This window comes from Kitasatospora sp. NBC_00458 (genome assembly GCF_036013975.1).
GTDB lineage: Bacteria > Actinomycetota > Actinomycetes > Streptomycetales > Streptomycetaceae > Kitasatospora.
In genome coordinates this window covers 6,646,910-6,671,801 of record NZ_CP107904.1, presented here as the reverse complement: position 1 = coordinate 6,671,801, position 24,892 = coordinate 6,646,910, and the positions used below count along the sequence as shown (strand labels likewise).

Annotated in this window: 16 protein-coding genes and 1 tRNA gene; 5 read left to right on the top strand and 12 right to left on the bottom strand. The window is 73.5% G+C overall.

Translation table 11 applies throughout. The features are described from left to right. Positions 1–447: 447 nt before the first annotated feature. The 3 genes from OG550_RS27900 (at position 448) to OG550_RS27890 (ending at position 8,596) form a co-directional block, all read left to right on the top strand. Positions 448–2,997 carry a collagenase gene (locus tag OG550_RS27900; protein ID WP_327682076.1) on the top strand — a complete coding sequence of 850 codons (2,550 nt, stop codon included), beginning with the start codon at positions 448–450 and terminating at the stop codon, positions 2,995–2,997. 1,175 nt (positions 2,998–4,172) lie between these two features. Next, on the top strand, positions 4,173–7,148 hold the full coding sequence (locus OG550_RS27895) for a hypothetical protein (protein ID WP_327682075.1): 2,976 nt from the start codon (positions 4,173–4,175) through the stop codon (positions 7,146–7,148). Positions 7,149–8,092: 944 nt separating this feature from the next. Next, complete coding sequence (locus OG550_RS27890; protein WP_327682073.1) at positions 8,093–8,596, top strand: tyrosine-type recombinase/integrase; 504 nt, start codon at positions 8,093–8,095, stop codon at positions 8,594–8,596. A gap of 264 nt (positions 8,597–8,860) precedes the next feature. Here OG550_RS27890 and OG550_RS27885 read toward each other — a convergent pair. The 9 genes from OG550_RS27885 to OG550_RS27845 all read right to left on the bottom strand — a co-directional run bounded on the left by OG550_RS27885 (position 8,861) and on the right by OG550_RS27845 (position 16,668). Continuing rightward, positions 8,861–8,934: transfer RNA gene (locus OG550_RS27885), tRNA-Pro, on the bottom strand. Positions 8,935–9,066: 132 nt separating this feature from the next. Further along, positions 9,067–10,263, bottom strand: a complete 1,197-nt coding sequence (locus tag OG550_RS27880; protein WP_327684203.1) for an MFS transporter — start codon at positions 10,261–10,263, stop codon at positions 9,067–9,069. Between the two features lie 270 nt (positions 10,264–10,533). Continuing rightward, a complete protein-coding gene (locus OG550_RS27875) occupies positions 10,534–11,103 on the bottom strand; it encodes a MarR family winged helix-turn-helix transcriptional regulator (protein ID WP_327682071.1) in 570 nt (189 codons plus the stop codon). Positions 11,104–11,379: 276 nt separating this feature from the next. After that, positions 11,380–11,838, bottom strand: coding sequence for a nitroreductase/quinone reductase family protein (locus tag OG550_RS27870; RefSeq protein WP_327682069.1), 459 nt, complete (start codon positions 11,836–11,838; stop codon positions 11,380–11,382). Between the two features lie 222 nt (positions 11,839–12,060). After that, positions 12,061–12,852: a DUF1684 domain-containing protein gene (locus tag OG550_RS27865; RefSeq protein WP_327682067.1), complete on the bottom strand. Its 792-nt coding sequence runs from the start codon at positions 12,850–12,852 to the stop codon at positions 12,061–12,063. A gap of 224 nt (positions 12,853–13,076) precedes the next feature. Next, positions 13,077–13,937, bottom strand: a complete 861-nt coding sequence (locus OG550_RS27860) for an acyl-CoA thioesterase (RefSeq protein WP_327682066.1) — start codon at positions 13,935–13,937, stop codon at positions 13,077–13,079. Between the two features lie 290 nt (positions 13,938–14,227). Next, positions 14,228–14,914: an alpha-ketoglutarate-dependent dioxygenase AlkB family protein gene (locus OG550_RS27855; RefSeq protein ID WP_327682064.1), complete on the bottom strand. Its 687-nt coding sequence runs from the start codon at positions 14,912–14,914 to the stop codon at positions 14,228–14,230. 55 nt (positions 14,915–14,969) lie between these two features. Beyond that, positions 14,970–15,407, bottom strand: a complete 438-nt coding sequence (locus tag OG550_RS27850; protein WP_327682063.1) for a transglycosylase family protein — start codon at positions 15,405–15,407, stop codon at positions 14,970–14,972. 436 nt (positions 15,408–15,843) lie between these two features. Next, entirely contained in the window at positions 15,844–16,668 is an 825-nt protein-coding gene (locus tag OG550_RS27845) for a LysM peptidoglycan-binding domain-containing protein (protein WP_327682062.1), read from the bottom strand. A gap of 763 nt (positions 16,669–17,431) precedes the next feature. On the opposite strand from OG550_RS27845, the gene OG550_RS27840 reads away from it, so the two are divergent. Then, entirely contained in the window at positions 17,432–18,292 is an 861-nt protein-coding gene (locus OG550_RS27840) for a hypothetical protein (protein WP_327682061.1), read from the top strand. 585 nt (positions 18,293–18,877) lie between these two features. Then, the gene (locus tag OG550_RS27835; protein ID WP_327684314.1) at positions 18,878–19,696 is read left to right on the top strand and encodes a hypothetical protein; all 819 of its coding nucleotides are present in this window, start codon (positions 18,878–18,880) and stop codon (positions 19,694–19,696) included. A gap of 224 nt (positions 19,697–19,920) precedes the next feature. Here OG550_RS27835 and der read toward each other — a convergent pair whose 3' ends face one another. The 3 genes from der to OG550_RS27820 all read right to left on the bottom strand — a co-directional run bounded on the left by der (position 19,921) and on the right by OG550_RS27820 (position 24,689). Next, positions 19,921–21,375 (bottom strand): ribosome biogenesis GTPase Der, encoded by a 1,455-nt coding sequence (gene der, locus OG550_RS27830; protein WP_327682059.1) that lies wholly within the window; start codon positions 21,373–21,375, stop codon positions 19,921–19,923. 240 nt (positions 21,376–21,615) lie between these two features. After that, a complete protein-coding gene (cmk, locus tag OG550_RS27825; protein ID WP_327682057.1) occupies positions 21,616–22,329 on the bottom strand; it encodes a (d)CMP kinase in 714 nt (237 codons plus the stop codon). 323 nt (positions 22,330–22,652) lie between these two features. Then, entirely contained in the window at positions 22,653–24,689 is a 2,037-nt protein-coding gene (locus OG550_RS27820) for a hypothetical protein (protein WP_327682055.1), read from the bottom strand. Between the last annotated feature and the right edge of the window lie 203 nt (positions 24,690–24,892).

The following is a 24,892-nucleotide window of genomic DNA, read 5'->3' as shown; positions in this document are numbered from 1 at the left end:
TCGACCGAAACGCTCTCCAGGTGCCGCCGTGACCAGCTGCTTCGCCGTCCTCCGGCTATCCTCCAGGTCGCGCAGCGGCGGCGCCTTCGAGCCCGTCCCTCAGCGGCGAGCCCCGCCATCCGCGTCGCCGGCACCCTACCGGTGTCCACGGTGTGCGCGCCCTGGTGACCGGGGGCGCCGAGGACGACGAAGCCGGGGTGGAGCGGGCCCCCACCGAGGCAGAGCCGGGCGAGGGCGGTGGTGAACGCCGAGTGAACCGGGGCGGTGCGAGGGCGGCGCGTCGACGGTCGGCTCAATGCCCGGCCCGGCAGTCTGAGGTGTGACATGTCACGCCCTATTGATGGCATGTCAGGCACCGTGAGAGCATGCGTTCGACGCGCCCCAGTCGCCTCCCCCATCCCCCGCCTGCCGCGCGCCCGTCTGCCTTCCCCCCACTAAGGAACGACGTTGCGCCTGCCCTCACGCATGCCCAGACTGCTCGCCGCGATCGCGGCAGGCACCACCCTCCTCGGCCTGGCGGCCGGCCCCCCCCTGGCCGCCACCCCCACCGCCGGGACCGCCACCCTCACCCAGCAGGCCCCGGGCAGCCTCCTGCCGCCCACCGGCACCGCCGCTGCGGACCCCTCGGAGCACGGCGCACCGCAGAGCCGCCGGCTGACGCCCGAGCAGCTCCCGCCGCTCGGCCTGCCCGTCCCACCCGGGTCCGCTTCCTCCGGAACCGCCTCGGCCACGGCCTCGTCGCGGTCGCTGTCCGCGGCCCCGCCGGTCGCCCAGTCGTGCACCCCGGCCGACTTCAGCAGCCGCTCCGGAGCCGCGCTCGTCTCCTTCGTCAAGGCGTCGGCGCCCAAGTGCATCGGCTCGCTGTTCTACACCTCCGGCTCGGAGGCCTCGGCCGTGTTCCGCCAGAGCCGGATGGCGACGGTCGCCGACGCCTTCCGCGACGCCGCCACGTCCTACCCCGGGGACAACTCGACGAGCGTGTGGCAGCTCGTACTGTTCCTGCGCGCGGGCTACTACGTGCAGTCCAACGACCCCCAGCGCATCCCGGGCTTCGACAAGTCGCTCACCGACTCGGTCGTGCGCGGCATCGACGCGTTCGTCGCCGGCCCGCATTTCACCGACGTCACCGACGCGAACGGCGAGGTCGCGAACGACGTCGTCATCCTCACCGACAGCGCCGGGCTGCAGGCCCGCTACCTCGGCACCTACCAGCAGGTGCTGAACGCCTACGACCGCTCGTACGACAGCTCCAGGAACATGGTCACCCTCGTCAACAGCGTCTTCACGCCGCTGGACCGGGGCCACGACAGGAACCCGGACTTCCTCGCCGCCGTCACCGCGGATCCGAGCCTCATCGACACGCTCGACGGCTTCGCCCGCAAGCACCGCGACCTGCTGGGCACCGACAACGCGGTCCTGGACGCCAACGCCGCCCGCGTTCTCACCCGCTTCGTCAAGTACCCGGCCTTCCAGGCCAAGGTACGGCCGCTGGTCAAGGCCCTCCTCGACGGATCCTCGATCACCGGCCCCACCGCCCCCCTGTGGGTCACCACCGCCGACATGGCCGACTACCTCGACCCCGGCCAGTGCTCCACCTACGGCATCTGCGACCTGGACAAGCGGCTGATCGCCGCCGCGCTGCCGGTCCGTCACACCTGTGACGCCACCCGCACCATCCTGGCCCAGGACCTCACCCCGGCCGAGCTCGCCGCGGTCTGCGCCGACCTCAAGGGCGAGGACGCCTTCTTCCACAACCTCGTCCGCGACAACGGCCCGATACCCGGACAGTACGAGTCGTCCGTGCAGATCGCCGTCTTCGCCGGCAAGGCGGACTACCAGACCTACGCAGGCGCGATCTACGGCGCCAACACCAACAACGGCGGCATCACCCTCACCGGCGACCCGTCCGACCCCGCCAACCAGCCCGTCACCATCATGTACCGGCACCCCACCGACAACGGCTTCACCGCCCGGATCTGGAACCTCAACCACGAGTACGCCCACGTCCTGGACGCCCGCTACAACCTCAAGGGCGGCTTCACCCAGCAGACCAGCGTCCCCGACCTGTGGTGGATCGAGGGCGTCGCCGAGTACGTCTCCTACACCTACCGCGGCCTCACCGACACCAACGCGGTGACCCAGGCCCCCAAGCACACCTACCCGCTCAGCACCCTGCTCCAGAGCACCTACCTCAACAGCGACGTCGTCCGCACCTACCACTGGGGCTACCTGGCCGTCCGCCACATGATCGAGAAGTACCCGAGCGTCGTCCAGGGCATGCTCTACTACTTCCGCACCGGCAACTACGCCCAGGGTTACGCCTACTACAACGCCATCGGCACCCGCTACGACGCCGGCTTCAACACCTGGCTCGACCTCTGCGCCACCGACACCTGCCTGAGCGCAGGCACGCCGACCGCCGCCTTCGACAGCACCGCCACCGGCCTGACCGCGCAGCTGACCGACCGCTCCACGGTGACCGGCGGCAAGGGCACCATCACCTCCCGCGCCTGGAACTTCGGCGACGGCAGCACTTCCACGGACCCCGTCCCGTGGAAGACCTACACCAGGCCCGGCACCTACACCGTCACCCTGACCGTCACCGACAGCAACGGGAAGACCGCCACCACCAGCAGGCCCGTCACGGTCACCGCCCCCGCCGCGCCCACCGCCTGCACCGGGACCGACCCGCGGGCCATGGACCGCAACTGCTTCCGGACCGGCCGCTCCGCCGCCGCGGACGAGCAGGACAAGCTGTACATCTACATGCCCGCCGGCACCGTGACCCTCAACGTCACCACCACCGGCGGCACCGGCACGGCCTACCTGTACTACAGCGCCGACACCTGGGCCTCCACCACCGCCTACACCGCCTCCTCCACCAACAGCACCGGCACTCAGAGCATCACCGTCACCAACACCACCGCCGGCTACCGCTACATCACCCTCTACGGCAGGACCGCGTTCAACGGCGTCACCGTCACCACCCAGTACTGACCCCCGGCACACCGACACGAACCACCCACCGCAACACCGGACAGGGGCGTTCGCGCACCGGCAACCCGCCGGCGCGCGAACGCCCCGCCCAGTCCGGCACCGAACACGACCGCCCCGCACCGGGAATGACCCCACACGTCGATCGGGAGGTCGGCAGGCTCCCTGAAAGGGAAACGGCGCGCGATCGGAATGCCGCTCCCTGCCGATCCTGCAGGTCTGCCGGCGGTTCGCCGGGGGGAGGCAGGGCACGTGCGGCAGTGACCTACGGTGTGGGCCGGTCGGCGTACAGATCAGGCGGGAGAGCCCTCCAGGAGTCCGTGCGGCTGCCCGGACGAAGGGTCCGGGAGAACCGCGATTTGGTACGGCCGGGACGACCAGGTAGAAGCCCCCTCTCCGCCCGTGTGCCGACCGCCCCGTCGGATCACCCTGATGAGGGTCGCTGTCGGCGCGTGCTACTGGCCGCGCTCATTACTGGTCCCGCTCCCGCGTCCGCAGCCGATGCCGCGGCCCTGCTCGGGCGGGACCTCGTGACCGCCGAAGGCATCCCCGTCGCCATCGTCTCCAAGACCTTGCGCCACACCACCCTCGCGACCACCATCAACCTCTACGGCCACCTCTTCAAAGACTCCGCCGACAGGCCGTCAACGCCCTCGCCCGAGCACTCGGCCAAGCCCAGCCGGACCGGCTCCGAGCCGTCCCCCGTAGCGACGACGACCTGCCGCTCGCCGCATAGCGGCGGCCGCGGACGGGACCCCTCACCGGTCCGGTCCGGTCCGGTCCGGTCGGTCGGTCGGTCGAGGACATGGGTTCCGTCTTTCGGAGGGAAGTGACCGGAAGCCATCGCTCCAGTTCAACCGATGCCATTAACCACTCATTTGATGGTCTACTGCATGTCTTACCTTGAGCGGGAAAGCGAATTCCTGACCTGCCACGATCGAATCGAATCGGTTCACGGGGGCGTCGCCGTGCCCTCCGGTCCGACTGGCCGGCTTGCTGGGGCGGGCGCCGCAAGAGGGCCGTTTCAGCAAGCACCGGATCTGGCCAAGTTCTCTGAAATGCAACGAAGTTGTGATCGTCCTGGATAGTTTTCGAGCGATCCGGAAAGCGTCGTTCGCCCATGGGGCGCTCCGATGCCCGGCGGCTTCTCCTTCACCTTTTCCGCAGATCGGACTGTGATGACCACCCCGAGCACCGGAACACCTGCCACCACCCCGGCGACGCCTCCGGCGGCCCCCGCCGGGCTGGACGGCGACACGCCCAAGGACCTGCTCCCGACGACCGGCAACCACCCCACGGAGATCGTCCGCTACCGGTCTGTGGTGCTCACCGACATCCCCGGGGCGAAGCCGGCGCGCAAGCTGACCGGCGCCATCGACCTCGGCGAGGAGAACCTGCCGTTCTACGACCGCCCGGCCGAGGGCATGATCGTCACCACGGAGCAGAGCTGGAAGGCCGAGGGCGTCACGCTCGGCCGGCTGCTGCACAGCCTGGCGCTCGCGCCCGGCGAGAGCACCAGGGTCGCGGTCGTCGACTGGCAGCGCGGCACCAAGGCCACCGGCACCGAGAGCACCGCCGAGAACGACTCGCTGTCCAGTATCACCGACCAGAACCGCTCGATCAGCGAGGTCGCCAACGCGATCGCCCGCGAGGAGCAGTACGGCACATCCCAGGCGTCCCAGGCGAGCAACTCCGCGAGCTCGGGCGGCACCTTCGGTGCCTCGCTCGGCATCATCAGCGGCGGCGCGTCCTGGAGCAACTCGTCCAACTCGGGGTTCACGACCGCGGTGACGCGCTCCACCGGCGTGAAGTCGGTCGCCGCCGAGGCCGCGCAGCGCATCGGCGCGCGAACCCAGCAGTTGGCCACCGCCGCCCGCAGCCGGAACATGACGGTGGTACGGGAGACGACGCAGTCGGAGAAGGAGAAGGTCCTCACCCGCGTCGTCACCAACTACAACCACATGCACGCGATGTCAGTGCAGTACTACGAGGTCGTGCAGGTCTACAGCGTGACGACCAAGCCGACCAAGCTCGAACGCTGCCTGTTCATCCCGCTGCAGGAACTCACCTTCACCAACACCACCCTGCAGCGGTACAAGGAGGTACTGGCTTCGGTGGCGCCCGCCGAGTGGGCGAAGAAGATCCGGGAGGCGAACCCGTTCAACACCGCCGAGCGCAAGCTGGACGCGTGCACGGCGCCGGAGGCACCGCAGGTGGCGGTCTTCGACGGGGTGGACCTGGCGGACATCGCCGCCTCCGCCATGGGCGTGTACGGGGTGCGCAAGTCCGACGGCAGCCCGGTGCGCTTCGACCCGGTGGCCCGGCAGTGGAACCCGCTGCCCACCACCGGACTGGACGGCGGCCTGATCCGCATCGCCCCGGGCAAGGACACCCTCTGGGCGCTCAGGACCGACAACCTGCTCGTCCAGTTCGACGGCACCACCTGGCGCCGCGACGTACAGGGCTGGGCGGGGCGCTCTCTGTCCTGCGGTCCGGACGGCGCGCTCCACCTCATCGGCATGGGCAACGCGATCCACCAGCGCGACCCGAACGGCGTGTCGCATGACACGAACGTCCTGGCGGACGACATCACCGCCGTCGGCCGGGACAGGGTCTGGTACTGCCGGCAGGGGCGGACCTTCGAGCGCAGCGGCGGCGGCTGGCTGGAGCGGACCCCGGTGCCGAACGTGCAGCGCCTGTCCGCAGGTCCGGACGGCACGCTGTGGGGCATCACCGCCGAGGGCAAGGCCCTCGTGGTGGAACCGGGCGCGATCGCCTGGACCACCCCCAAGCCCCCCTTCGCGACGATCACCGGCATAGCCGAGATCGTCTCGTCCACCAGCGGGGACCACTGGGTCCTGCGCACCGACGGCTCCCTCCTGCGGATCCTGATGGCGCAACGGGAAGCGCCGCTGGCCTTCGACGCCCCGCCGAAGGCCGACTCCTCCTACGCCTCCAAGATCGACGTCTGGTACGACGAGGCCGGCATCCGCAGCATCCAGGTGGTCTTCCCCGGCCAGACCCTCCGCTTCGGCGACAGCGGCGGCTCCGGCGTCCTCAAGCGCGCCTCCTACACCTTCGGCCCCACCGACAAGCTGCTCACCTACGACGCCTGGGCCGGCACCGCCGCCCGCGGCAGCCTCGCCGGACTGCGTCTGACGATGACCTCGGGCGTGGCCAACTTCGGCGTCGCCGAGACCACCACCGCGGCACCCGACCTGAGCGAGGACGCCGGCGGAGCGGCCCTGTGCGGGCTGTTCGGTGCGACGGTGAAGTCCGGCACCCGCACCTACCTCTCCTCGCTCGGCTTCCACGTGCGCGGCGGGAGCGTGCCGCAAGCGGTGCTGGACCACCTCAACGACAACCGCCGCCACTACAGCCAGGCCGTGTGGGCCAACGCCGACGAGCTGACCCTCAGCCGCATCCTCGCCAACTACTCCTACACCCCGGCCGGCTCGACCGCCGCCGCGGTCCCGCTCGGCATGCTGCTGGACCCCAAGCCCGTCGCCGCCACCGGCAACTACCTCGGCTTCCGGTGGAACTTCCCCACCGAACAGGAACGCGAGGCGTGGGCCAAGGCCCGCCACCAGAGCGACACCTCGCTCGGCGCGTCGGTGACCAACACCATCGCCATCGCCACCGACGGCGTGTTCGCCGAGGCCGTCCTCGGCCGGGCCAACTCGGCCGAGAAGATCGACCTCACACGGTTCTGGAACTGGAAGGACTCGCCCATCCAGATCACCGCCCCCGACATCGCACCGGTCGCCACCGGCACCCGCGCGCAGAACCTCGACCTCTCGGTGGCCGGCCTGGGTACCACCGCGGCGTCCTTCACGCCGCTGGTGGCCATGCCCGACCCGACCGGTCTCCAGGCCGCGCAGGCCATCACCACCGCGAACCTGTTCCGCGACATGAGCGGCCTCAACACCATGGGCCAGGTCCTCACCAAGGGCATCGAAGCCGCCGCCGCCGGCGACAAGGCCGCCGGCGAACGCGCCCAGGACGCCATGAAGACCGCCACCCAGCACCTGGAGAAGATGGCCGAACTCGTCATCCAGGCCACCAAGAAGGCCACACCGGCCGGGGCCGCCGCCAACCCGACCGTCACCGGCGGCGAGATCAACCAAGCCGTCAAGGCCGCAACGAAAGCCTGACCACCACACCACGCGGGCCCGGACCACAACCCGGGCCCGCCCCGTTCAATCACCAGCGGCGACTCCGCACCCGGTACTGAGGTTTTCACTCCGTTGCTGGCCGAGGGTGGGGCGTGCGTCCGGCTGGTTGAGTCTGCCCGCGTGCGGGTTGCCGGGGTTGGTGCGGGCCTGCCGCCTGCCGTGTCCGAACGCTCGGACGGCTTGTTGGTGTGGCGGTCCGGACATGCTTCGCGCACGGTACGTGCATGAGTGGCCACAGCAGCGAGTCGGCCGTGCGGCGGCCGGACTCCGGCTCCCGGGGGATGCGGGTCGCCTTGGGCGTCCTAGGCCTGACCGGGGCCTCGTCGTGCCCGCCGTCCAGGCCACCCCCGCCTCGGCGGCCACCACGCAGACGTTCACCGCCGGCGGGACGTTCACCGGTCCCCCGGTGTCACCGGCATCACCACCGTCCTCCTCGGCGCCGGTTCGGGTGGCGGGGGGCGGAGGAGCCGGCGGCGGCCTTACCGGCTTCGCCACTGCGGGAGGGGCGGCGGAGGTGCGGGGTCAGGTGGCGCCCGTGTTTCGTGCACGCTGACCGTCACCCCGGGCGAGACACTCACCCTCGCTGTCGGCTTGGGTGGCGCTGGGGGTGCCGGCGGCGCTCCCGACGACTTTGGGCGCGAGGGCCATCATGGCGGCACCGGTACGGCCGGCGGAGGTTCCGGAGTGGCCAGGAATTCGGTCGGCCTGGCTTCCGCATTCGGCGGCAGTTACACCAGCGGCGGAGAGGGCGGTCACACCTCCGATATTGCCCTTCCCTAGCCCGGGAGGTTATAGAGACGCAGGTAGTGAAGCTGGCGGCCCGGAGCAGTCCTCCTGTACCGGTAGTCAGCCTGCCATCGGCCAGGGCGGCAACGGCGCCAAGGGTGCCGACGGAATCGCCGACTTGGGCCACGCCGCCGGCGGTGGCGGCTGCATCACCGTCACCTACTGACGCAGAAGCCGAGAGCGTCCTGCGCTTCACCCACGTCACCGACCCCCTCTACGCCGACCTCGCCGAACTCATGATCGGCACCGGCATCCGCAAGGGCGAGGCCCTCGCCCTGCACTGGGACGACGTCCACCTGCCCGAGCGTGCCTTCTTCGTCCGCGCCACCCCCTCCGTGATCGACAGGAGCAGCAAGGCCTGGGTCGCCCTGTCCGACCGCGTCGGCACCCGCGCCTTCGGCAGCATCACCCCCGCCGGCGGCTACGTCTTCCACCGCCACGGACGCCACCTGCACTCCAAGAACGTCCTCGACCGCTTCCACCTGCTCTGCGACGAAGCAGGCGTCCCCTGCATCGCCCTGCACGACCTGCGCCACCTCACCGCCAGCTTCGCCACCGCCGCGGGCGTCCCCCTGCCCGTCAGCTCCAAGACCCTGCGCACCGCACCCTGTCCACCAGCGCGAACATCTACACCGACCTGACGTTCCTCGCCGCCCGCGCGGCCGTCGACCCCGTCGCCTGGATCCTCGACAACGCCGACCGCGCCGCACTCGGCCGGCGCCCCTGGCACCAGAACCCACGCCCCCACCGGCAACTGCCCGCCCACCAACAGCCCCGAACAGACGAACCGACCACGCCCTGGCCGATCTGGCCCGGCGACCACTGTGCGACCACCGGCTGACGCCACAACAAGAAGAGCCGGCACTCGGTTTCCCAAGTACCGGCTCTCACAACCGACTTCACAGTCGGGACGACAGGATTTGAACCTGCGACCCCTTGACCCCCAGTCAAGTGCGCTACCAAGCTGCGCCACGTCCCGTGGTCTCGTGGCCCTGGCGGAGCCTGGGGGGCTCTGCTTCGGGTTTCTCGACCTTGTCGGCCGGTGTCCCGGCGACGTGGAAAACAATACAGCACGTCGGGGGGTGCTCGCTGCCAGGTATGGGTGGTGGGGTCAGGGGGTGGGGTGGCGGGCGTCGTAGCGGAGGAAGGCGGGGCGGCGGGCGGCGAGGAGGGCGATGGCGGCGACGCAGGCGAGGCCGCCGGTGACGACGGAGACGGCGGGGCTGGTGAGGGAGGCGACCGCGCCGGACTCGAAGTCGCCGAGGCGGGGGCCGCCGGCGACGATCACGATGAAGACGCCCTGGAGTCGGCCGCGCATCTCGTCGGGGGCGGCGACCTGCATCATCGTGTTGCGGAAGATCATGCTGACGGTGTCGGCGCAGCCGGCGACGGCAAGCAGGAGGAGGCCGAGCCAGAGGTTGCGGACGAGGCCGAAGGCCGCGATGGCGAGGCCCCAGGCGACGACGGCGGCGAGGACGGCGGCGCCCTGGCGGCGGACGCGGCCGACCCAGCCGGAGAAGACGGCTCCGACGAGGGCGCCCACGGCGGGGGCGGCGACGAGGAGGCCGACGGTGCGGGCGTCGCCGCCGTAGAAGGTCACCGCGATGGCGGGGAAGAGGGCGCGCGGCATGCCGAAGATCATCGCGGCGAGGTCGGCGAGGAAGCTGGTGCGCAGGTTGGGCTGCTCACGCAGGAAGCGGAGGCCGTCGAGGACGGAGGCCCGGCCCTTGCCCTCGCCGAGCGGGCGCATGGCGGGCAGGCGCCACATGGCGTAGATGGTGGCGGCGAAGGCGACGGTGTCGACGAGGTAGGCGGACTGGACTCCGTAGGCGCCGATGAGGACGCCGCCGAGCATGGGGCCGACGGTGAGGCCGAGGTTCATGCTGACGGTGTTCAGGGCGTTGGCCGCGGGGAGCTGGGCGGCGGGGACCAGGCGCGGGATCATCGCCGAGCGGGCGGGTGAGCCCAGCGCGAAGAAGCCCGCCTGGACGGCGACGGCGGCGTAGAGGACGGCTACGAGGCCGAGGCCCGCCAGCGCCTGGGCGGCGAGGACCGCGGAGACGACGGCCAGGCCGGCCGAGCCGATCAGGCCGAGGCGGCGGCGGTCGACGCTGTCGGCGATCGCACCGCCGTAGAGGCCGAAGGCGATGAGGGGGAAGAGGGAGAAGAGGCCGACCAGGCCGGTCGCGAAGCTGGAGCCGGTCAGATCGTAGACCTCGACGGAGACGGCGACGGCCGTCATCTGCTGGCCGATCGAGGAGACGACCTGGCCGAACCAGACCCGCCGGTAGTCGGCGTTGTCGCGCAGCGGGCTGAGGTCCGCGAAGGCTCCGCGCGCGGCTCGCCGGTACCAGGGCGGGGTGACGGCGGGCGGGGCGACGGCGAGCGGGGTGACGACCGGCCGGGTGGCGGCGGGCACAGGGGTGGCGGGCGCCGAAGGGGCCGGGGCCGAGGCCGGCGGGGAGGAGGCCGGCGGGGAGGAGGGCGGGGCGGCGTCGGCGGGGGGCTGATTGGCAGGATGATTGGTCGACACGGGAACCCATGTTCCGCCCCGCACTTCGGGCACCGACGACCGGGGTCAGCCTGCTCCGACGTTGCCGAGGATCCGGTCCAGCAGGACGGCGAGCTGGGCGACGTCGCCGTCACTGAGGCCCTGCAGCATCTCCTGCTGGCTGCGCACCGCGACGGCCGAGATCCGCGCGTACATCGCCTCCCCGTCGGGTGCCAGTTCGACGGTGGCGGCGCGGCGGTCGGTGTCGGTGCGGCGGCGCACCACGAGCCCCCGGCGTTCCATCTGTTCCAGCTGCCGGGACAGGGTCGGCCCCTCGATGCCCAGGTAGCGCGCGAGGGCGCGCTGGATCATCGGGCCTTCCAGCTTCAGGGCCGCCAGTACCGTCCAGGCGGCGAAGGTCGCGCCCTCCTCGGCGAGGCGCCCCTCGAAGAACGCGCGGCAGGACTTCGCGGTCAGGTGCAGCTTCGGCGCAACGCTGGTGCGCAGCCACGTCGGACCGGGATCCACCGCCGCGGACGCCGGCTCAGCCGGCAGCCCGGTAGCCGCGACCTCCATGGCCGCGACCTCCGTGGACGGCCCCTCGACGGGCGGCCCCTCGACGGCCGGGTCCTCGTCCACGCTCTCCCGCCTGGGCATTCGGGCCTCCCGCCGATCGCGACATCACCCCGCGCAGCCTAGCGCCGACGCCCGACGCCGCAGGTCCCCGGCCTGGGGGTGCCGCCTGCGGGAAGCGGGGCCGGGCGAGACGGCCTGCGGGAGGCCGGTCCGCGGGAGGCCGGACTCGGGGGACTGGACCGGGGGACTGGACCGGGGGGCCGGGCCGGGGCCACCGCAGGGCACGGGACCAAGCGAGACCCGGCGGACCCGGCGGACCCGGCGGGCGCGGAAGCGCGGAACCCCACGGGGCCGGGGTCAGTCGAGTGGCACGACCCGGAACACCGGGATCCCCTGCGCGGCCCGTTCGAAGCTCTCCGGCCGCTTGTCGGGCACCACGCCGTTCTTGACGAAGATGCCCGCCCCCATGGGCACCTGGCCGGGGAACTCCCGGACGACCGGGCCGCGCTCCTCCGGCGGGACCTCGACCAGTCGGACGCGCCGTGCCCGGCGCCCGCGGACCAGGACCGCCTCGCCCGCCGCCCGGACGTTCTTCGTCCAGTCGGAGCCCGGGAAGGCCTGGAGCAGGTACATCACGCCGTCGATCCGTACCGGGGCGACCGGGTTGGTGTACTCGCGGCCGGACTTCCGGCCCCTGACCTTCAGCAGGTGCATCGGGCCGACGGGCATGCCGAGCCCGTGGAAGAGCCGCATGGTCCGGTTGCCGAGCCTCTGGAACGCGGAGACCCGGGAGCGGGCGGCAGTGGACGTGGACATGGTGGTGCTGCCTCCTCAGAAATCGATAGGTTGCTATCTAATGATGAGAGTGGCACGCACCCCCGGGGCTGTCAACGAGTTCCCCCACGGTCCCACGCCCCCGACCCGCCTGGCCGCCCCCGACCCGACCGCTCCCGAAACCCGACCGCCCCCGCCCCCGACCGACGTGGAGGCCGGACGGGAACGGGGGCGGGGAGCGCGGGAAGGCGCGGCCGGCTGCGACTACCGGGTGAGGACCTGCTTCTCCCCGGCCTCGACCGCGAAGTCCAGGCGGTTGCCGGGCGGCGGGAAGGGGCAGATGAAGTGGTCCGCGAAGGCGCACGGCGGCAGGTAGGCGCGGTTCAGGTCCAGCACCGTGTGACCGTCCGCGTCGGGCTCGGGGAGGGTGATGAACCGGAACCGGTAGGTGTCCCGGCCACTGGTCGCGTCGGCGATGACGCCGCTCAGCCCGTTGCCCGACCGGCTCACCGTCAGCGTGCGGTGCTCGCCCGCGACGGTGAACTCGATCCGGCCCGTCACGGCCAGCGGGCGCTCCTTGCCGTCGGCGTTCGGGACCAGCACCGCCTGCGCGGCGTCCTCCTCGAACGCGGTGAAGACCGCCGGGACGGCCCACTCCGGCGCGTAGGAGTACGCGGAGATGCCGGCGAAGGCCGTCCGCCGCGGTGCGGCGGGGTCGAAGACCCGCAGCGCCAGCTCGCCCTCGCGCTCGATCGGCACCAGGAGCAGGTCACCCAGGGTGGCGGTGTCCGCCGCCGGATCGGTGTCCGGGCGGAGCAGTGCCTCCCCGTCGACGGGGGTCGCGGCGCCCGCGACGGTGATGCCGTCGGCCGCCGCCGCCCGGACCCGGATGCCCTCGGCGTCCGTCCACCAGAGTCCCGGCAGGCCGGGGATCCCCGCGGGCTCCCGTTCAAGCCAGTGCGTTCCGGTGAGCGCCAGCTGCCCGTGCGGTGCGCTCACGGACGCAGCCCGCCGATCGCTCCAGTGCTTCCAGTCCTCCGCGGCTGTCGCCGTCATCGGCGCGCCCTCCCACTCCGGTCCAGGGCCCGCCGGGCGGGCCGTCCGTTCTCCGTTACCCCCCTCAACATCCGGCACCCGGGTGGATCATTCCCGCTGCCGGAGGGCTTGGCACGCCCGTAGCGTGCCCGTCGCACGCCCGTCACATCCGTCCCGGCCGTATCGGTCCCCCGCCACACCGGCACCTGCCGGGCCGGTCCCGAACGGGGCGGTCCCGGGACGAGTCAGTCCTTGATGCGCCGGAACAGGCCCTCCTGGACCACCGACACCACCAGCTGACCGCTGCGGTCGTAGATCTGCCCGCGCGCGAGTCCGCGGGCACCGTGGGCTATCGGGGACTCCTGCTGGTAGAGCAGCCAGTCGTCGGTCCGGAACGGCCGGTGGAACCACATCGCGTGGTCGAGCGAGGCCATGTCGAAGTGCCGGGTGCCCCACAGCGGCTCGACGGGGGCGCGGACCGCGTCCAGCAGCGTCATGTCGCTGGCGTAGGTGAGCGCGCAGACGTGGATCAGCGGATCGTCGGGCAGGGCGCCGTTGGTGCGCAGCCAGACGCCGCTGCGGGCCTCGACGCCGGCCAGCTCCTCGGTCGTCCAGCGGAGCCGGTCGACGTACCGGATGTCGAAGGGCTGGCGGCGGCTGATGAACGGGGGCAGTTCGCCCAGCCGGGAGCCGACCTCGTCGAGCGCGCTGGGCAGGTCCTCGGGGGCCGGGACGGCGGGCATCGGGTACTGGTGCTCGATGCTCTCCGGCTCCGGGGTGTGGAAGTCCGCGGTCAGCGCGAAGATCGACCGGCCGCCCTGGATGGCGAGCACCCGTCGGGTGGTGAACGAGCGGCCGTCCCGGAGCCGGTCGACCTGGTAGACGATCGGCACCCCGGGCACCCCGGGGCGCAGGAAGTACGCGTGCAGCGAGTGGACCGGCCGGTCGCCGTCCACGGTGCGCCCCGCCGCGACCAGCGCCTGCCCGGCGACCTGGCCGCCGAACGTCCGCTGGAGCGCCTCCTCGGGGCTGCGCCCGCGGAAGATGTTCAGCTCGATCTGCTCAAGATCCAGCAGCGCGACGAGTTCGTCGACGGGGGTACCCATGGGACACGTCCTCTCCGGGCCGCCGACCCGGCCGGAGGTCTTCCGCCCGGCTGTCGGAACCCGTTCTCTCGAATTCTCCAGCTCAATCGAATTCTTCAGCGAGCCGGGACATTCCCCACACCAGGGCCGGCCTCGTCGATTCACTCGAACGAGGTCGAACAGTATCGGTCGGCTGACGGCCGTCGGACCCCCGACCAGGACCGGAGCCGTTCACCGACCAGGAGCAGGACCCAAGCCGCCGCCCGCCCGCCCGACCGACCCGCCCGACCGACCCGCCGGACCCCGACCGGCTACAGCCCCGACTGCCGCACGGTGATGTTCAGCCGCCCGGTCAGGCCCAGCGCCGGGTCCGCCGTCCCCGGCAGCGTCCGCACCACGCCGTGGTACGCGAACCGGGCCGGTCCGCCGAAGACCAGCAGGTCGCCGCTGTGCAGCTCCAGGTCGGTCCACGGCTTGGTCCGGGTCTCGGTGTTGCCGAGCCGGAAGACGCAGGTGTCGCCCAGCGAGAGCGAGACGACCGGCGCGTCCGTCCGCTCGTCGCGGTCCTGGTGCAGGCCCATCCGCGCACCGTGCGGGTAGTGGTTGACGATCGCGATGTCCGGCTCGTACCCGGCCGCACCGGGGATGTCCGGGACGGCGTCGCCGTACGCGTCGGCGACCGCCCGGCGCGCCAGCCGGCCGAGGTCGGACGGGAACGGCTTGACGGGCGTGCCGTCCTCGGCGGTCCGCGAGTAGCCGTACGGGTACCAGTGCAGGCCGAGGCCGACCATCCGGACGGACATCACCCCTCCGCTGGGCATCCGGACGGTGTGCAGACCGGCCGGCGGACGGGACCAGTCGCGGCAGTCGGCGACCAGCCCCAGCTGCGCCTCCGCGTCGAGCCAGCCGGGGAGCAGCACGGCACCGGGCGCCGGCTCGGACCGCCCGCGCCCGGCGGAGGGGTCGAAGAGGCCGCCGAACAACTCGCCCTGGGTCACTCCCCCATCCTCGCCCACCCCTCCGACAGCGGGCACCGCACGCCGCCGCGACCGCTCACTCCACCGGGTCGACGATCATCCCGATCTCCCGCGCGCAGCCCGGCCAGGCCTCCCAGCCCTGCCGGCGCAGGATCTCCTCGCCGACGGTGGTCTGCTGGCGCCGGGTCGCGCGGTCCGGCCGGTCGGCGAACCTCAGACCGCCGGCCTCCTCCCAGGTCGGCGGCCGGATCTGCAGTCCGCCGAAGTACCCGTTGCCGGTGTCGGCCTGCCAGTCGCCCCCGCTCTCGCAGGCGGCGAGGTCGTCCCAGATCATGTCCGCCACCGTGACCGCGGCCCGGGCGCGGCCCGTCGGCATCCCGGGCGCTGCGCCCGCCAGACAGACGGCGGCGGCGGCGGAGAAGAGGACGGTGGAGGCCAGGACGGCACCGCGGACGGCGGTTCGCCGGACGGGCTGCGGGGCGGCCCCGGCCGGTCCGCGTTCCCTGTCGGCCACCCGATCACCCCCGCGAACGCCTCGAACACCTCGATGGCCACGTGTCCCGCCAACACCGCGAACACCGCGGACGCCACGGCTGTCACGGCCGCCAAGGGCACGACGGATCTGACGCCACAACAGCCGACCCTAGGCCGACGACCGGGGTGCGCGGCGGATCGGTACCGCCGTCCGGGTGCCCGCCCCACGGGCTGACTCCGCCACCGGCAGCACACCGTCGCCGCCACCGTCACCACCGCCAGTACCGGCGCCACCGCGGAACGCCGACGGCCGCTCCCCCGCGCAGCGGGCGGGGAAGCGGCCTGTGGTCCCGCACCGCGGGCCCCGGCGAGGGGCCCGCGGTGCGGGGGCGGATCAGGGATCCGGCGGATCGACGGATCACCGGTCACCCGACCAGCGGATCGTCAGATCGGACGCACCGGACGGACCAGGCAGATCAGACGGTCAGGGTCTGGCCCGGGAAGATCAGGTTCGGGTTGCCGCCGATGACCTTGGCGTTGTTGTCGTACAGCGCGTGCCAGTCGATGCCCTTGGCCGCGGCGATGCTGCTCAGGGTGTCGCCGGCCTGGACGGTGTAGTTGCCGCCGTTGACCTGCTTGGCGTCGTTCGAGGTCCAGGACTTGCCGGACTTCGCAGCGTTGTCGGCCTTGTCGGCCTTCGGCGCGGCGGCGGCCTTGGGGGCCTCGGCAGCCTTGGGCGCCTCGGCGGCCTTCGGGGCGACAGCGGCCTTCGGAGCGGCGGTCTTCGGGGCCTCGGTGGCCTTCGGCGCAGCCGGCTTCGGGGTCGCGGTGGCGGCCGGGGCGGCCGGCTTCGCGGCGGGGGCGGTGGTCGCACCCGCGGAGGTGTCGACGGCAGCCGGGGCGCCGCCCTTGGTCAGACCGGCCTTGACGGAGCAGACGGGCCAGGCGCCCGGGCCCTGCGAGGCGAGGACCTTCTCGGCGACGGCGATCTGCTGCGCCTTGGTGGCCAGGTTGGCCTGCGAGGCGTAGGCGGTGCCACCGAAGGCGGCCCAGGTGCTGGAGGTGAACTGCAGACCGCCGTAGAAACCGTTGCCGGTGTTGATGGCCCAGTTGCCGCCGCTCTCGCACTGGGCGACAGCGTCCCAGGTGGAGACCGAGGCGGCGGAGGCCGAGTTGGCCGTGACGAGGCCGGCCACCGGCAGGGCCGCGACAGCGGCGCCCGCCACGACAGCCATCCGAACGCGGTTGCGCTTGGTGACGGTGGAGGTGGTGGCAGCGGCGGTCTCGTTACGGAAGGTCATGAGGTTCCTCTCGACAGCCCCGGGCGGGCATGCGGAACCAAGCCCTCGAAGGGGTTGGGATTCGCTCGCCGCGTCCGTCGGGCGGCCGGGTACGTGTCGGACGTACCGCGCCGCCCCGGCCACCGCCCACGCACCGGCGACCTGTTCGAGCGGTCGCATCGGCGGGCACGGCCCGCACCGGTTGAACCGGCGGGCTGTGCGTCGGGGGTGAACCCGGGTGGTGCTCGTTGCACCGCCAATGAAGCTACGAGTCGGCCGCCGGGGGACCAAACGCTCGGGGGTCTCCCCAGCTCAGCCGGGCATTACCGCCGGTAACGACCAAGTAATCCTGTCCAAATTGTCCGTTTTAACCGTCATTTCCTAGATCAAACATCGACGGCCCGTGACCCACCTCACGGTTTCATTCCGGCAGGCGCGCCACCGAGATCGACAGATTGCGAGCATGACGACACGCTCCGCGATCGAATCACGGGCAATTCCCGTCACCCGCACCCCCCACCCGTGACCCCTGCCACAGGGGCCCGTTGGTAAGGGCGGCCGGGGCCGACCCCTGCCCGGGCTCGAACAGACCCGACCACCCGACCCCCTCGGTTCGGCCCCGCCAGGCCGCCGACCAGACCCTCGACGGCACCCCCGACGACGACACCGCCGGCACCGCCCCGACGCCCCGACGCCCCGCCCCGACACCCGCTCCACCTCGCCCCCAACGCCCGCTTCACCCCCACCACCGCCCCAGGCCCCGACACCTCACCAAGGAGAACAAGTGCCGCGCATGCTCGACGTCAGCGACGAGGTCCGGTCCGAGATCGGCGACGACGAGGCCGACCGCCTGCTCGGCGGCGCCCACGCGCCCGACAGCTACGAGTGCACCTCCTGCCGCACGCCCGGCGACACGCTCCAGGAGCCCACCAGCACCGTGCTGTTCGTCGGCGAGGAGACCGCAGTGCTCGCCTTCGCCCACGCCCGCTGCATCCCCTCCCAGGTGGTCCCGGTCTCCGAGGAGCAGCTGGTCGGCGCCGTCCGCAGCATCAGCCAGGCCCAGGGCGACGTGCCCCCCGGCACCGCCTCCCGGCCCCAGCAGCCGGTCCCGGCCCCCTCCCCCTCCCCCGAGTCCGGTCGGCCCGCGGCATCCGGACAGCCGACCGCCCCCGGCCAGGCCGCCATCCTCGGCATCACCTGCGGACTGGTCCTGCACGGCGACGCCGGCCACGCCTCGCTGGTCGTCGAGCCGACCGGCCCGGTCGGCCGGCCGGGCAACGTCACCGGCGAGGACGAGTTCCTGGACCTCCTCCAGGACGCCGGATTCCAGCCGGTCACCGACCTCGACAAGACGCCGGACCAGCTGCCCGGCTGGTCGGTGCTGGTCGCGATGGGCAAGCTGCACGCCGTCCTCCAACCCTCCGCCACCGGCGGGAGCACCGGCTGGTGGCAGGCCCACCAGCCGCTCCAGGTGACCGACGCCTGGCGGTTCGCCGCCAACCAGCTGGGCGAGGTCACCATGTACGCCGTCCCCGCCGGGACCGTCGGACGCCAGCCGCGCGAGGACCTGCTGCGCCAGGCTCTGGAGCGCGCGGTCTCCCTCGGCCAGGTGGTCGCCGCCTCCCTGCCCCTCGCCGGGACCTGATCCGGAACGAACGGGAGATCAAGGCCCGGACAGGAAGGGGCAGGAAGGGGCAGGGACGGACGGGGGCGGGAGCAGCACCCGGGCCAACCGCCCAGCCCCGGTCCCCGTCCCCGCCCGCCCCCACGCCGCCCACCCCCTCACCGCCCCCGGGCTCCCGGCGACACGTCCGCGCCCACTCCCACGCCCACGTGCACGCCCACGCCCCCCGGCAGGGCACGGCGCGCAGGCGCCATGCAGGACCCAGGACCCGTACGGCACCACCGCCCGGCGGCGTGGCCCGCCGCCGCGCACCGCACCCGCGCGCAGCACACCACGCCCGCCGGGCGCGTACGCCTTACCTGCGCGCCACCCCGCAGCGGCACGCACCTGACGCCGACCCCGCGCCCCACACCCGTCCGGCACCCGTCCAGCCCAGCGCGGACAGAGCTCCGACAGGGCGCCGGACCACCCCGCGCCCGCCTCCGCGCCCGGCCCCGCGCCCCGCGCCCGCCGGGCCTGCTCGCGCCCTCCCGATCGGCATAGGACACCTTCCGGCCGCACCGCCGGACCCCGCATCCCCCGCCGTCCTCGCTCGTTGGGCCCTGCGTGTACAGCTACGACGTCCCCGCAGCCCACCGGCGGTCCGCCACCGCCTCCCGCGCGATCCCGGGCATGCGCCCGTCGTACGACGCAGAGCACCCGCACTCGACGACGCCGATCTACGACGAGCTGTACTCCGAGTACCGGCGCCTCTTCCGCGCGCTGCCGGGCGACCGCTCCGGCGAGGAGAACCTGAAGTTCGCGGGCTTCGCCGTCCGTGACGGCTATCCGGTCCTCGCGGAGCCGCGTCCCTACCCGCCGCAGCAGCAGGCCTTCCACACGTACGCGGGTCAGGCCATCGGCATCCCGCAGTTCATGCCGAGCCAGCAGGGCGGGTCGGGGGGCGCCGGACAGCACGGCCAGTCCGCCCCGCACGACCCCACCGGTCACCACACCCACACCGGACACACGGGGCACACCGGACAGACGGGGCAGGTCGGCCACCACACCCACGGCGGTCCCGGCAGCCACACCAACCATCCGGGTGCCGGCCTCACCGCCGCCCCCACCGGCGACGGAAGCGGCCACCACCCGGGCCACAACCCCGGCCAGGGCTTCAGCCACGGCGCCGCCGTACCGGTGCCCGTAGCCACCCAGCCCGCCACCGCGACGGCAGCCGCGGCAGCCGCGGCAGCCGCCCAGTTCGGCACCGGACAGGGCTGGGTCGCGGCCGGCTACCTCGGCCCCGTCCCGCACCCGATGCCGCTCCCGGCCCCCGCGCCGGCCATGGGCGCGGGCTTCGGCCACGCGCCGGGCCCGGCCGCCGGCGGCCGCCACCGCAGCATGCTCTCCCTCCCCCCGGGCCGCAGCGGCGACCAGCACTGACCACCGCCCTCACCCCGCCCCGCACGCGCGGAGGCCCCGTCATCCGGTCCTGGGAACCGGGTGACGGGGCCTCCGCGCACCTGCCTGCCGACGGCCACCGGGCCGCCGACCATCAAGCCGTCGAACCATCAAGCCGTCGAACCGCCGAACAACCGGGCCGCCGAACCGACAGCCCGGCGGGCCCCCGTCGACCAGGGGCCCGCCCGACGGCGGCAGCCCGCCGACTACTTACGCTTGCGCTTCTCCCGCACACGCACCGAGATCGAGATCGGCGTGCCGGCGAAGCCGAACTCCTCGCGCAGCCGGCGCTCGACGAACCGGCGGTACCCGGCCTCCAGGAAGCCCGAGGCGAACAGCACGAAGCGCGGCGGGCGGATGCCCGCCTGGGTGCCGAACAGGATGCGCGGCTGCTTGCCGCCGCGGATCGGGTGCGGGTGCGCCGCGACCAGCTCGCCGAGGAAGGCGTTCAGCCGGGCGGTCGTGATGCGGGTCTCCCAGCCCTCCAGCGCGGTCTCGATCGCCGGAACGAGCCGCTCCATGTGCCGGCCGGTCTTCGCCGAGACGTTGACCCGGGGCGCCCACTGCACCTGGACGAGGTCGCGCTCGATCTCGCGCTCCAGGTAGTACCGGCGCTCCTCGTCGAGCTGGTCCCACTTGTTGTAGGCGACGACGACGGCGCGCCCGGCCTCGACGGCCATCGAGATGATCCGGGTGTCCTGCTCGGTGAGGGTCTCGCTGGCGTCGACCAGGACGACCGCGACCTCGGCCTTCTCCAGGGCGGCGGAGGTGCGCAGCGAGGCGTAGAAGTCGGCGCCGGCGGTCAGGTGGACCCGGCGGCGGATACCCGCGGTGTCGATGAACTTCCAGGTCTTGCCGCCGAGTTCGATCATCTCGTCGACCGGGTCACGGGTGGTGCCGGCCAGCTCGTTGACGACCACCCGCTCCTCGCCGGCGACCTTGTTGAGCAGGCTGGACTTGCCGACGTTGGGCCGGCCGATCAGCGCCACCCGGCGCGGGCCGCCGGGGGCGGCGTCGCCGAAGGTCTGCGGCGGGGCCTCGGGCAGCGCGGCCATCACGGCGTCGAGCAGGTCGCCGGAGCCGCGGCCGTGCAGGGCGGAGACGGGGTACGGCTCGCCGAGGCCGAGCGACCAGAGGTAGGAGGCCTCGGCCTCGGTGGACTGGCCGTCGACCTTGTTGGCGCACAGGACGGTCGGCTTGCCCGCCCGGCGGATGAGCTTGATCAGGGCTTCGTCGGTGTCGGTGGCGCCGACGGTGGCGTCCACGACGAACAGCACCGCGTCGGCGGTCTCGATGCCCAGCTCGGCCTGGGCCGCCACCAGGGCGTCGATGCCGAGGACGTCGATCTCCCAGCCGCCGGTGTCGACGACCTTGAAGCGGCGGCCGTTCCAGCTGGCCTCGTAGCTGACGCGGTCGCGGGTGACGCCGGGCTTGTCCTCGACGACGGCCTCGCGGCGGCCGATGATGCGGTTGACCAGGGTCGACTTGCCGACGTTCGGCCGGCCGACGATGGCCAGCACCGGCAGCGGGACGTGGCTGCCGTCGCCGAGGCCGTCGAAGTCCTCGGCCTCGAACCCCTCCTCGGCGGCCAGTGCCATGAACTCGGCGTAGTCGGTGGCGTCCAGCTCGCCGTGCCCGGCGGTGGAGTGCTCTGCGGTCATGATTCGTGTCGTCCGTTTCCCGGCCCGACCCTTCCCAGGGGCGTGCCGTGCGTACCTGCCCCACCGGGGCAGCGCGATCGGTTCCGGGTGCCACGTCGGCACCCGTGCGTCCGGGTGCCACGTCGGCACCCGTCTTGAGTGGTCACCCGGTGACCACCAGGTGGGTCGAACGGCCGCTCCGGCCGTCCGACGGGCTGCGATCCGCCCCCGGTCCCGCAGTCCGGCAGTCCGGCAGTCCGGTCAGACTGCCGAGAACCCGGCCCGCTCCTCCACCAGGACGGCGATCGTGTCGATCACCTGCTCCAGGGTGAGCTCGCTGGTGTCCACCAGCACCGCGTCCGCGGCCTGGGTCAGCGGGGCGGTCGCCCGCGACGAGTCGGCCGCGTCCCGGCGGGCCAGGTCGGCGGCCATCGCGGTGAGGGTCGCCTCGTCCACGCCCTTGGCGCGGAGCTCGGCCGCCCGGCGCTCGGAGCGGGCCGTCTCCGACGCGGTCAGGAAGACCTTGACGGTCGCGTCGGGGAAGACCACGCTCCCCATGTCCCGGCCCTCCGCGACGATGCCGCGCTCGGCGACCTCGGCGCAGCCGCGCTGCAGCTCGACCAGCCGGGTCCGCACCGCCGGGACGGCGGCGACGGCGCTGACGTGCGCGGTCACCTCGGGGCCCCGGATCGGGCCGGCGACGTCCTGACCGTCGACCGTGATGGTCGGGCCGTCCGCGTCCGTACCGGAGACGATCACCGGCTTGCCGCAGGCGACGGCCACCGCTTCGGGGTCGTCGACGTCGACGTCGTTGGCCAGCATCCACCAGGTCATCGCCCGGTACATCGCACCGGTGTCCAGGAAGCTCAGCCCCAGTCGGGCGGCGACCGCCCGGGAGACGGTCGACTTGCCGGAGCCGGAGGGTCCGTCGATGGCGACGACGACCGGGGCGTGCGCTCGGTCGGCAGTATCCACGGCACGAACCTCTCTCTGATGTCTGAGCATGGCGACCCGAACCAGGGGAAGCCGGGGGAGTGTCTCCACCAAGGTTAATGGACCGCCGCCCGACCCCGCCCCAGTCGGTACCGGGCCCCGTATCCGGACGGGCCGGACCCGCCCGCGCACCGCCCCCGGACGGCGCCCGACCGGCCGCCCCGCCGTCCCGGCCTCACGCCGCCCACCCCCGGACGGCCCGCCGTCCCCACCGGCCCACGGCCACTCCGTCCCCGTCCCGCCCCTCCCCGCGACCCGCCCTCGCCCCGCCCCGCCCCACGCAGAACCCGCCCCCGCCGGGAGCCTCAGCCGCCCCTGACGGCCACCAGCGCCGCCTTCGCTGCCGCCGTCAGCCGCTCGTCCCGCCGGGGTGTCAGCTCGACGCCGCCCAGCATCCGCCGGTGACCCCCCAGGTACGCCTCCAGCACGGGCACCGCGGCACCGGCCGGGCGGCCGATCGCGGTGAGGTGGCGCAGCACCGCCGACAGCTCGTCGCCCTGCTCCCACGCCACCGGCGCCATCCCCGTCTCCCCTGCCACCCGCGCCGCCGCCCGTTCCGCCCTCGCCCGCCGCGCCGCCGCCCGCTCGCCGGTCAGCTCGCCGACCAGCACGTCGACGGCCGGGCCGGGCTCGCCGGTCAGCCGCCACCAGGCGTGCGCGGCCTCGACCCGGGTCCACTCCCCGGGGGAGTCCAGCAGGGCCCGGACGGCGTCGGCGTGCCGGACCGCCGACGGGCCGAGGTCGGCCAGGTACGGCAGGTGCGGGTGGCCGGGGCCCGCCTCGACGGCGGCACCGAGCACCTCCAGCGCCGTCCGGTGGTCGCCGGTGACCCGCCAAAGGGCCCAGGCGGCCGTCTGGGTGCCGTGCCAGGGCCGGGTGCGCGGGCCGTGGAGGGTCTGCGCGCCGCCGCCGGGCGATCCGGCGGCGTGGACCAGCTCGCGCAGCCGCGGCGCGGCCCGTTCCGCCGCGGGGCCGATCGCGCCGAGCGCTGCGGCGGCCCGGCGGGCCTCCCCGCTCCGCAGGAGCCCGACGAGTACCGGCACGACGGGTGCCGCGGGCGGTCCCCAGGCGGCCAGTGCCTCCAGGGCGCCCGCCCGTGCGCCGCCCTCCTGCTTGAGCGCGGCGCTGATCCGGGGCAGCAGGGTGGCGGCCTCGCCGGGGTGGGAGCCGGCGAGGCGGCCGAGCACCGCGTCGTAGTCGGAGCCGCTGATGCGGTGGCGCAGGTAGGTCAGCACCCGCGGGTCGCCGAGGTGGTCCAGGGCGACGGCCTCCGCTCTCCCCTGGTACGTCGGGAGGAGCACGAGCAGCCGGTGCGCGAGCAGGTCCGCGTACGGGGCCGCGTCCGAACCGGCATCGGTGAGCAGCCGCGCGGCGCGCTCGCGGACCTGCCAGCCGGGGTGGTCGAGGTGCCGTGCGGCCAGCGCGTACAGGTCGGTGGTGTCGGTCCGGCGGTCGGCGACCGCCCGGGCCGCCTGGTCCAGGGCCCAGGCGGCCCGCTGCCCCGCCGACTGGCGTCCGCTCGCCCCCGTCCGCAGCAGCGCGTCCGCCAGGACCCGGCTCTCGTCCGGCCGTCCGGCCAGTGCTTCGGCGTTCATGCCGTGGAACAGGCCGACCGCCGGCCAGCCGAGGTCCTCCGTATCGGCGAGCGCCGCCGACGCAAGGGCGCCCAGGCCCGCGGCGTCCGTCCCGGGCCGGAGCTTGAGCCGGCCGGCCAGCGCCGCAAGTCGCACCATGGGTCGCGGGTGGCCGAGCCACCGCGCGAACCACGCGTACCAGCCGTCCTTCCCGTCCTTCCCGTTCTCCTCGTCCTCCCCGTCGGCACCGGCCCCGCCGGACGCCTCCCCACCGGACGCCTCCCCGCCGGGCACCACCCCGGCCACGGGTATCAGCGCCACCAGCACCGTCAGCTGCCCCGCCAGCACCTCCGGGTCCGGTTCGCGCTCGGCCCGGGTGCGCAACGCGGCGAGCACCGCCGCATCGCCGGCTCCGAGCCACTTCAGCACCGGCAGCACCGACGACCGCACCTGCCGGTCCGCGTCCCCGGCGAGCCGGACGGCTTCGGGCACCACGGGCGCCAGGACGGCCGGTCCGCCCAGCTCATCGATCGGCTGCCAGTAGGCGGCCGGATGCTCCGCGAGTTCCGCGAGCATCCCCAGCGCCGCCCGGCGGGTCCGCCCTCGGGACGACCGCAGCATGCCGACCAACAGCGGTACGGCGCCCGGCAGAGCCTCGCCACCGCGTCCGGACGCCCGCAGGTCGGTGCGCAGCCGCGCGGCCGCCCGGCGCAGCGCCCAGGCGGACGTCGGCCCGCCGGCCACGACCACCGCACCCGCCGTTCCCATCGCACCACCCTCCGTTCGTCCGTACGGCCCGTGCCCCGCCGACGCCTCCACCGCCCGCTCCCCCGTCTGGCCGCCCACCCGCTCGCCCGTCCGCCGGAACCGCCGCCCGTCCGCCGCCCCGACCCGGCCGGGAAGGTTCGGGCAGCGCGCGCCGGGCAGCCGTGCACTCCACCCGGAGCGGCGCCCCGGCACCGTCCGGCGGT

Bases quoted from the DNA above. Each gene is read 5' to 3' on its own strand.
- OG550_RS27845 (WP_327682062.1), bottom strand. From the start codon at position 16,668: ATGACCTTCCGTAACGAGACCGCCGCTGCCACCACCTCCACCGTCACC.
- OG550_RS27875 (WP_327682071.1), bottom strand. From the start codon at position 11,103: ATGCCCAGGCGGGAGAGCGTGGACGAGGACCCGGCCGTCGAGGGGCCG.
- der (WP_327682059.1), bottom strand. From the start codon at position 21,375: ATGACCGCAGAGCACTCCACCGCCGGGCACGGCGAGCTGGACGCCACC.
- OG550_RS27865 (WP_327682067.1), bottom strand. From the start codon at position 12,852: ATGACGGCGACAGCCGCGGAGGACTGGAAGCACTGGAGCGATCGGCGG.
- OG550_RS27895 (WP_327682075.1), top strand. From the start codon at position 4,173: ATGACCACCCCGAGCACCGGAACACCTGCCACCACCCCGGCGACGCCT.
- OG550_RS27820 (WP_327682055.1), bottom strand. From the start codon at position 24,689: ATGGGAACGGCGGGTGCGGTGGTCGTGGCCGGCGGGCCGACGTCCGCC.
- OG550_RS27870 (WP_327682069.1), bottom strand. From the start codon at position 11,838: ATGTCCACGTCCACTGCCGCCCGCTCCCGGGTCTCCGCGTTCCAGAGG.
- OG550_RS27860 (WP_327682066.1), bottom strand. From the start codon at position 13,937: ATGGGTACCCCCGTCGACGAACTCGTCGCGCTGCTGGATCTTGAGCAG.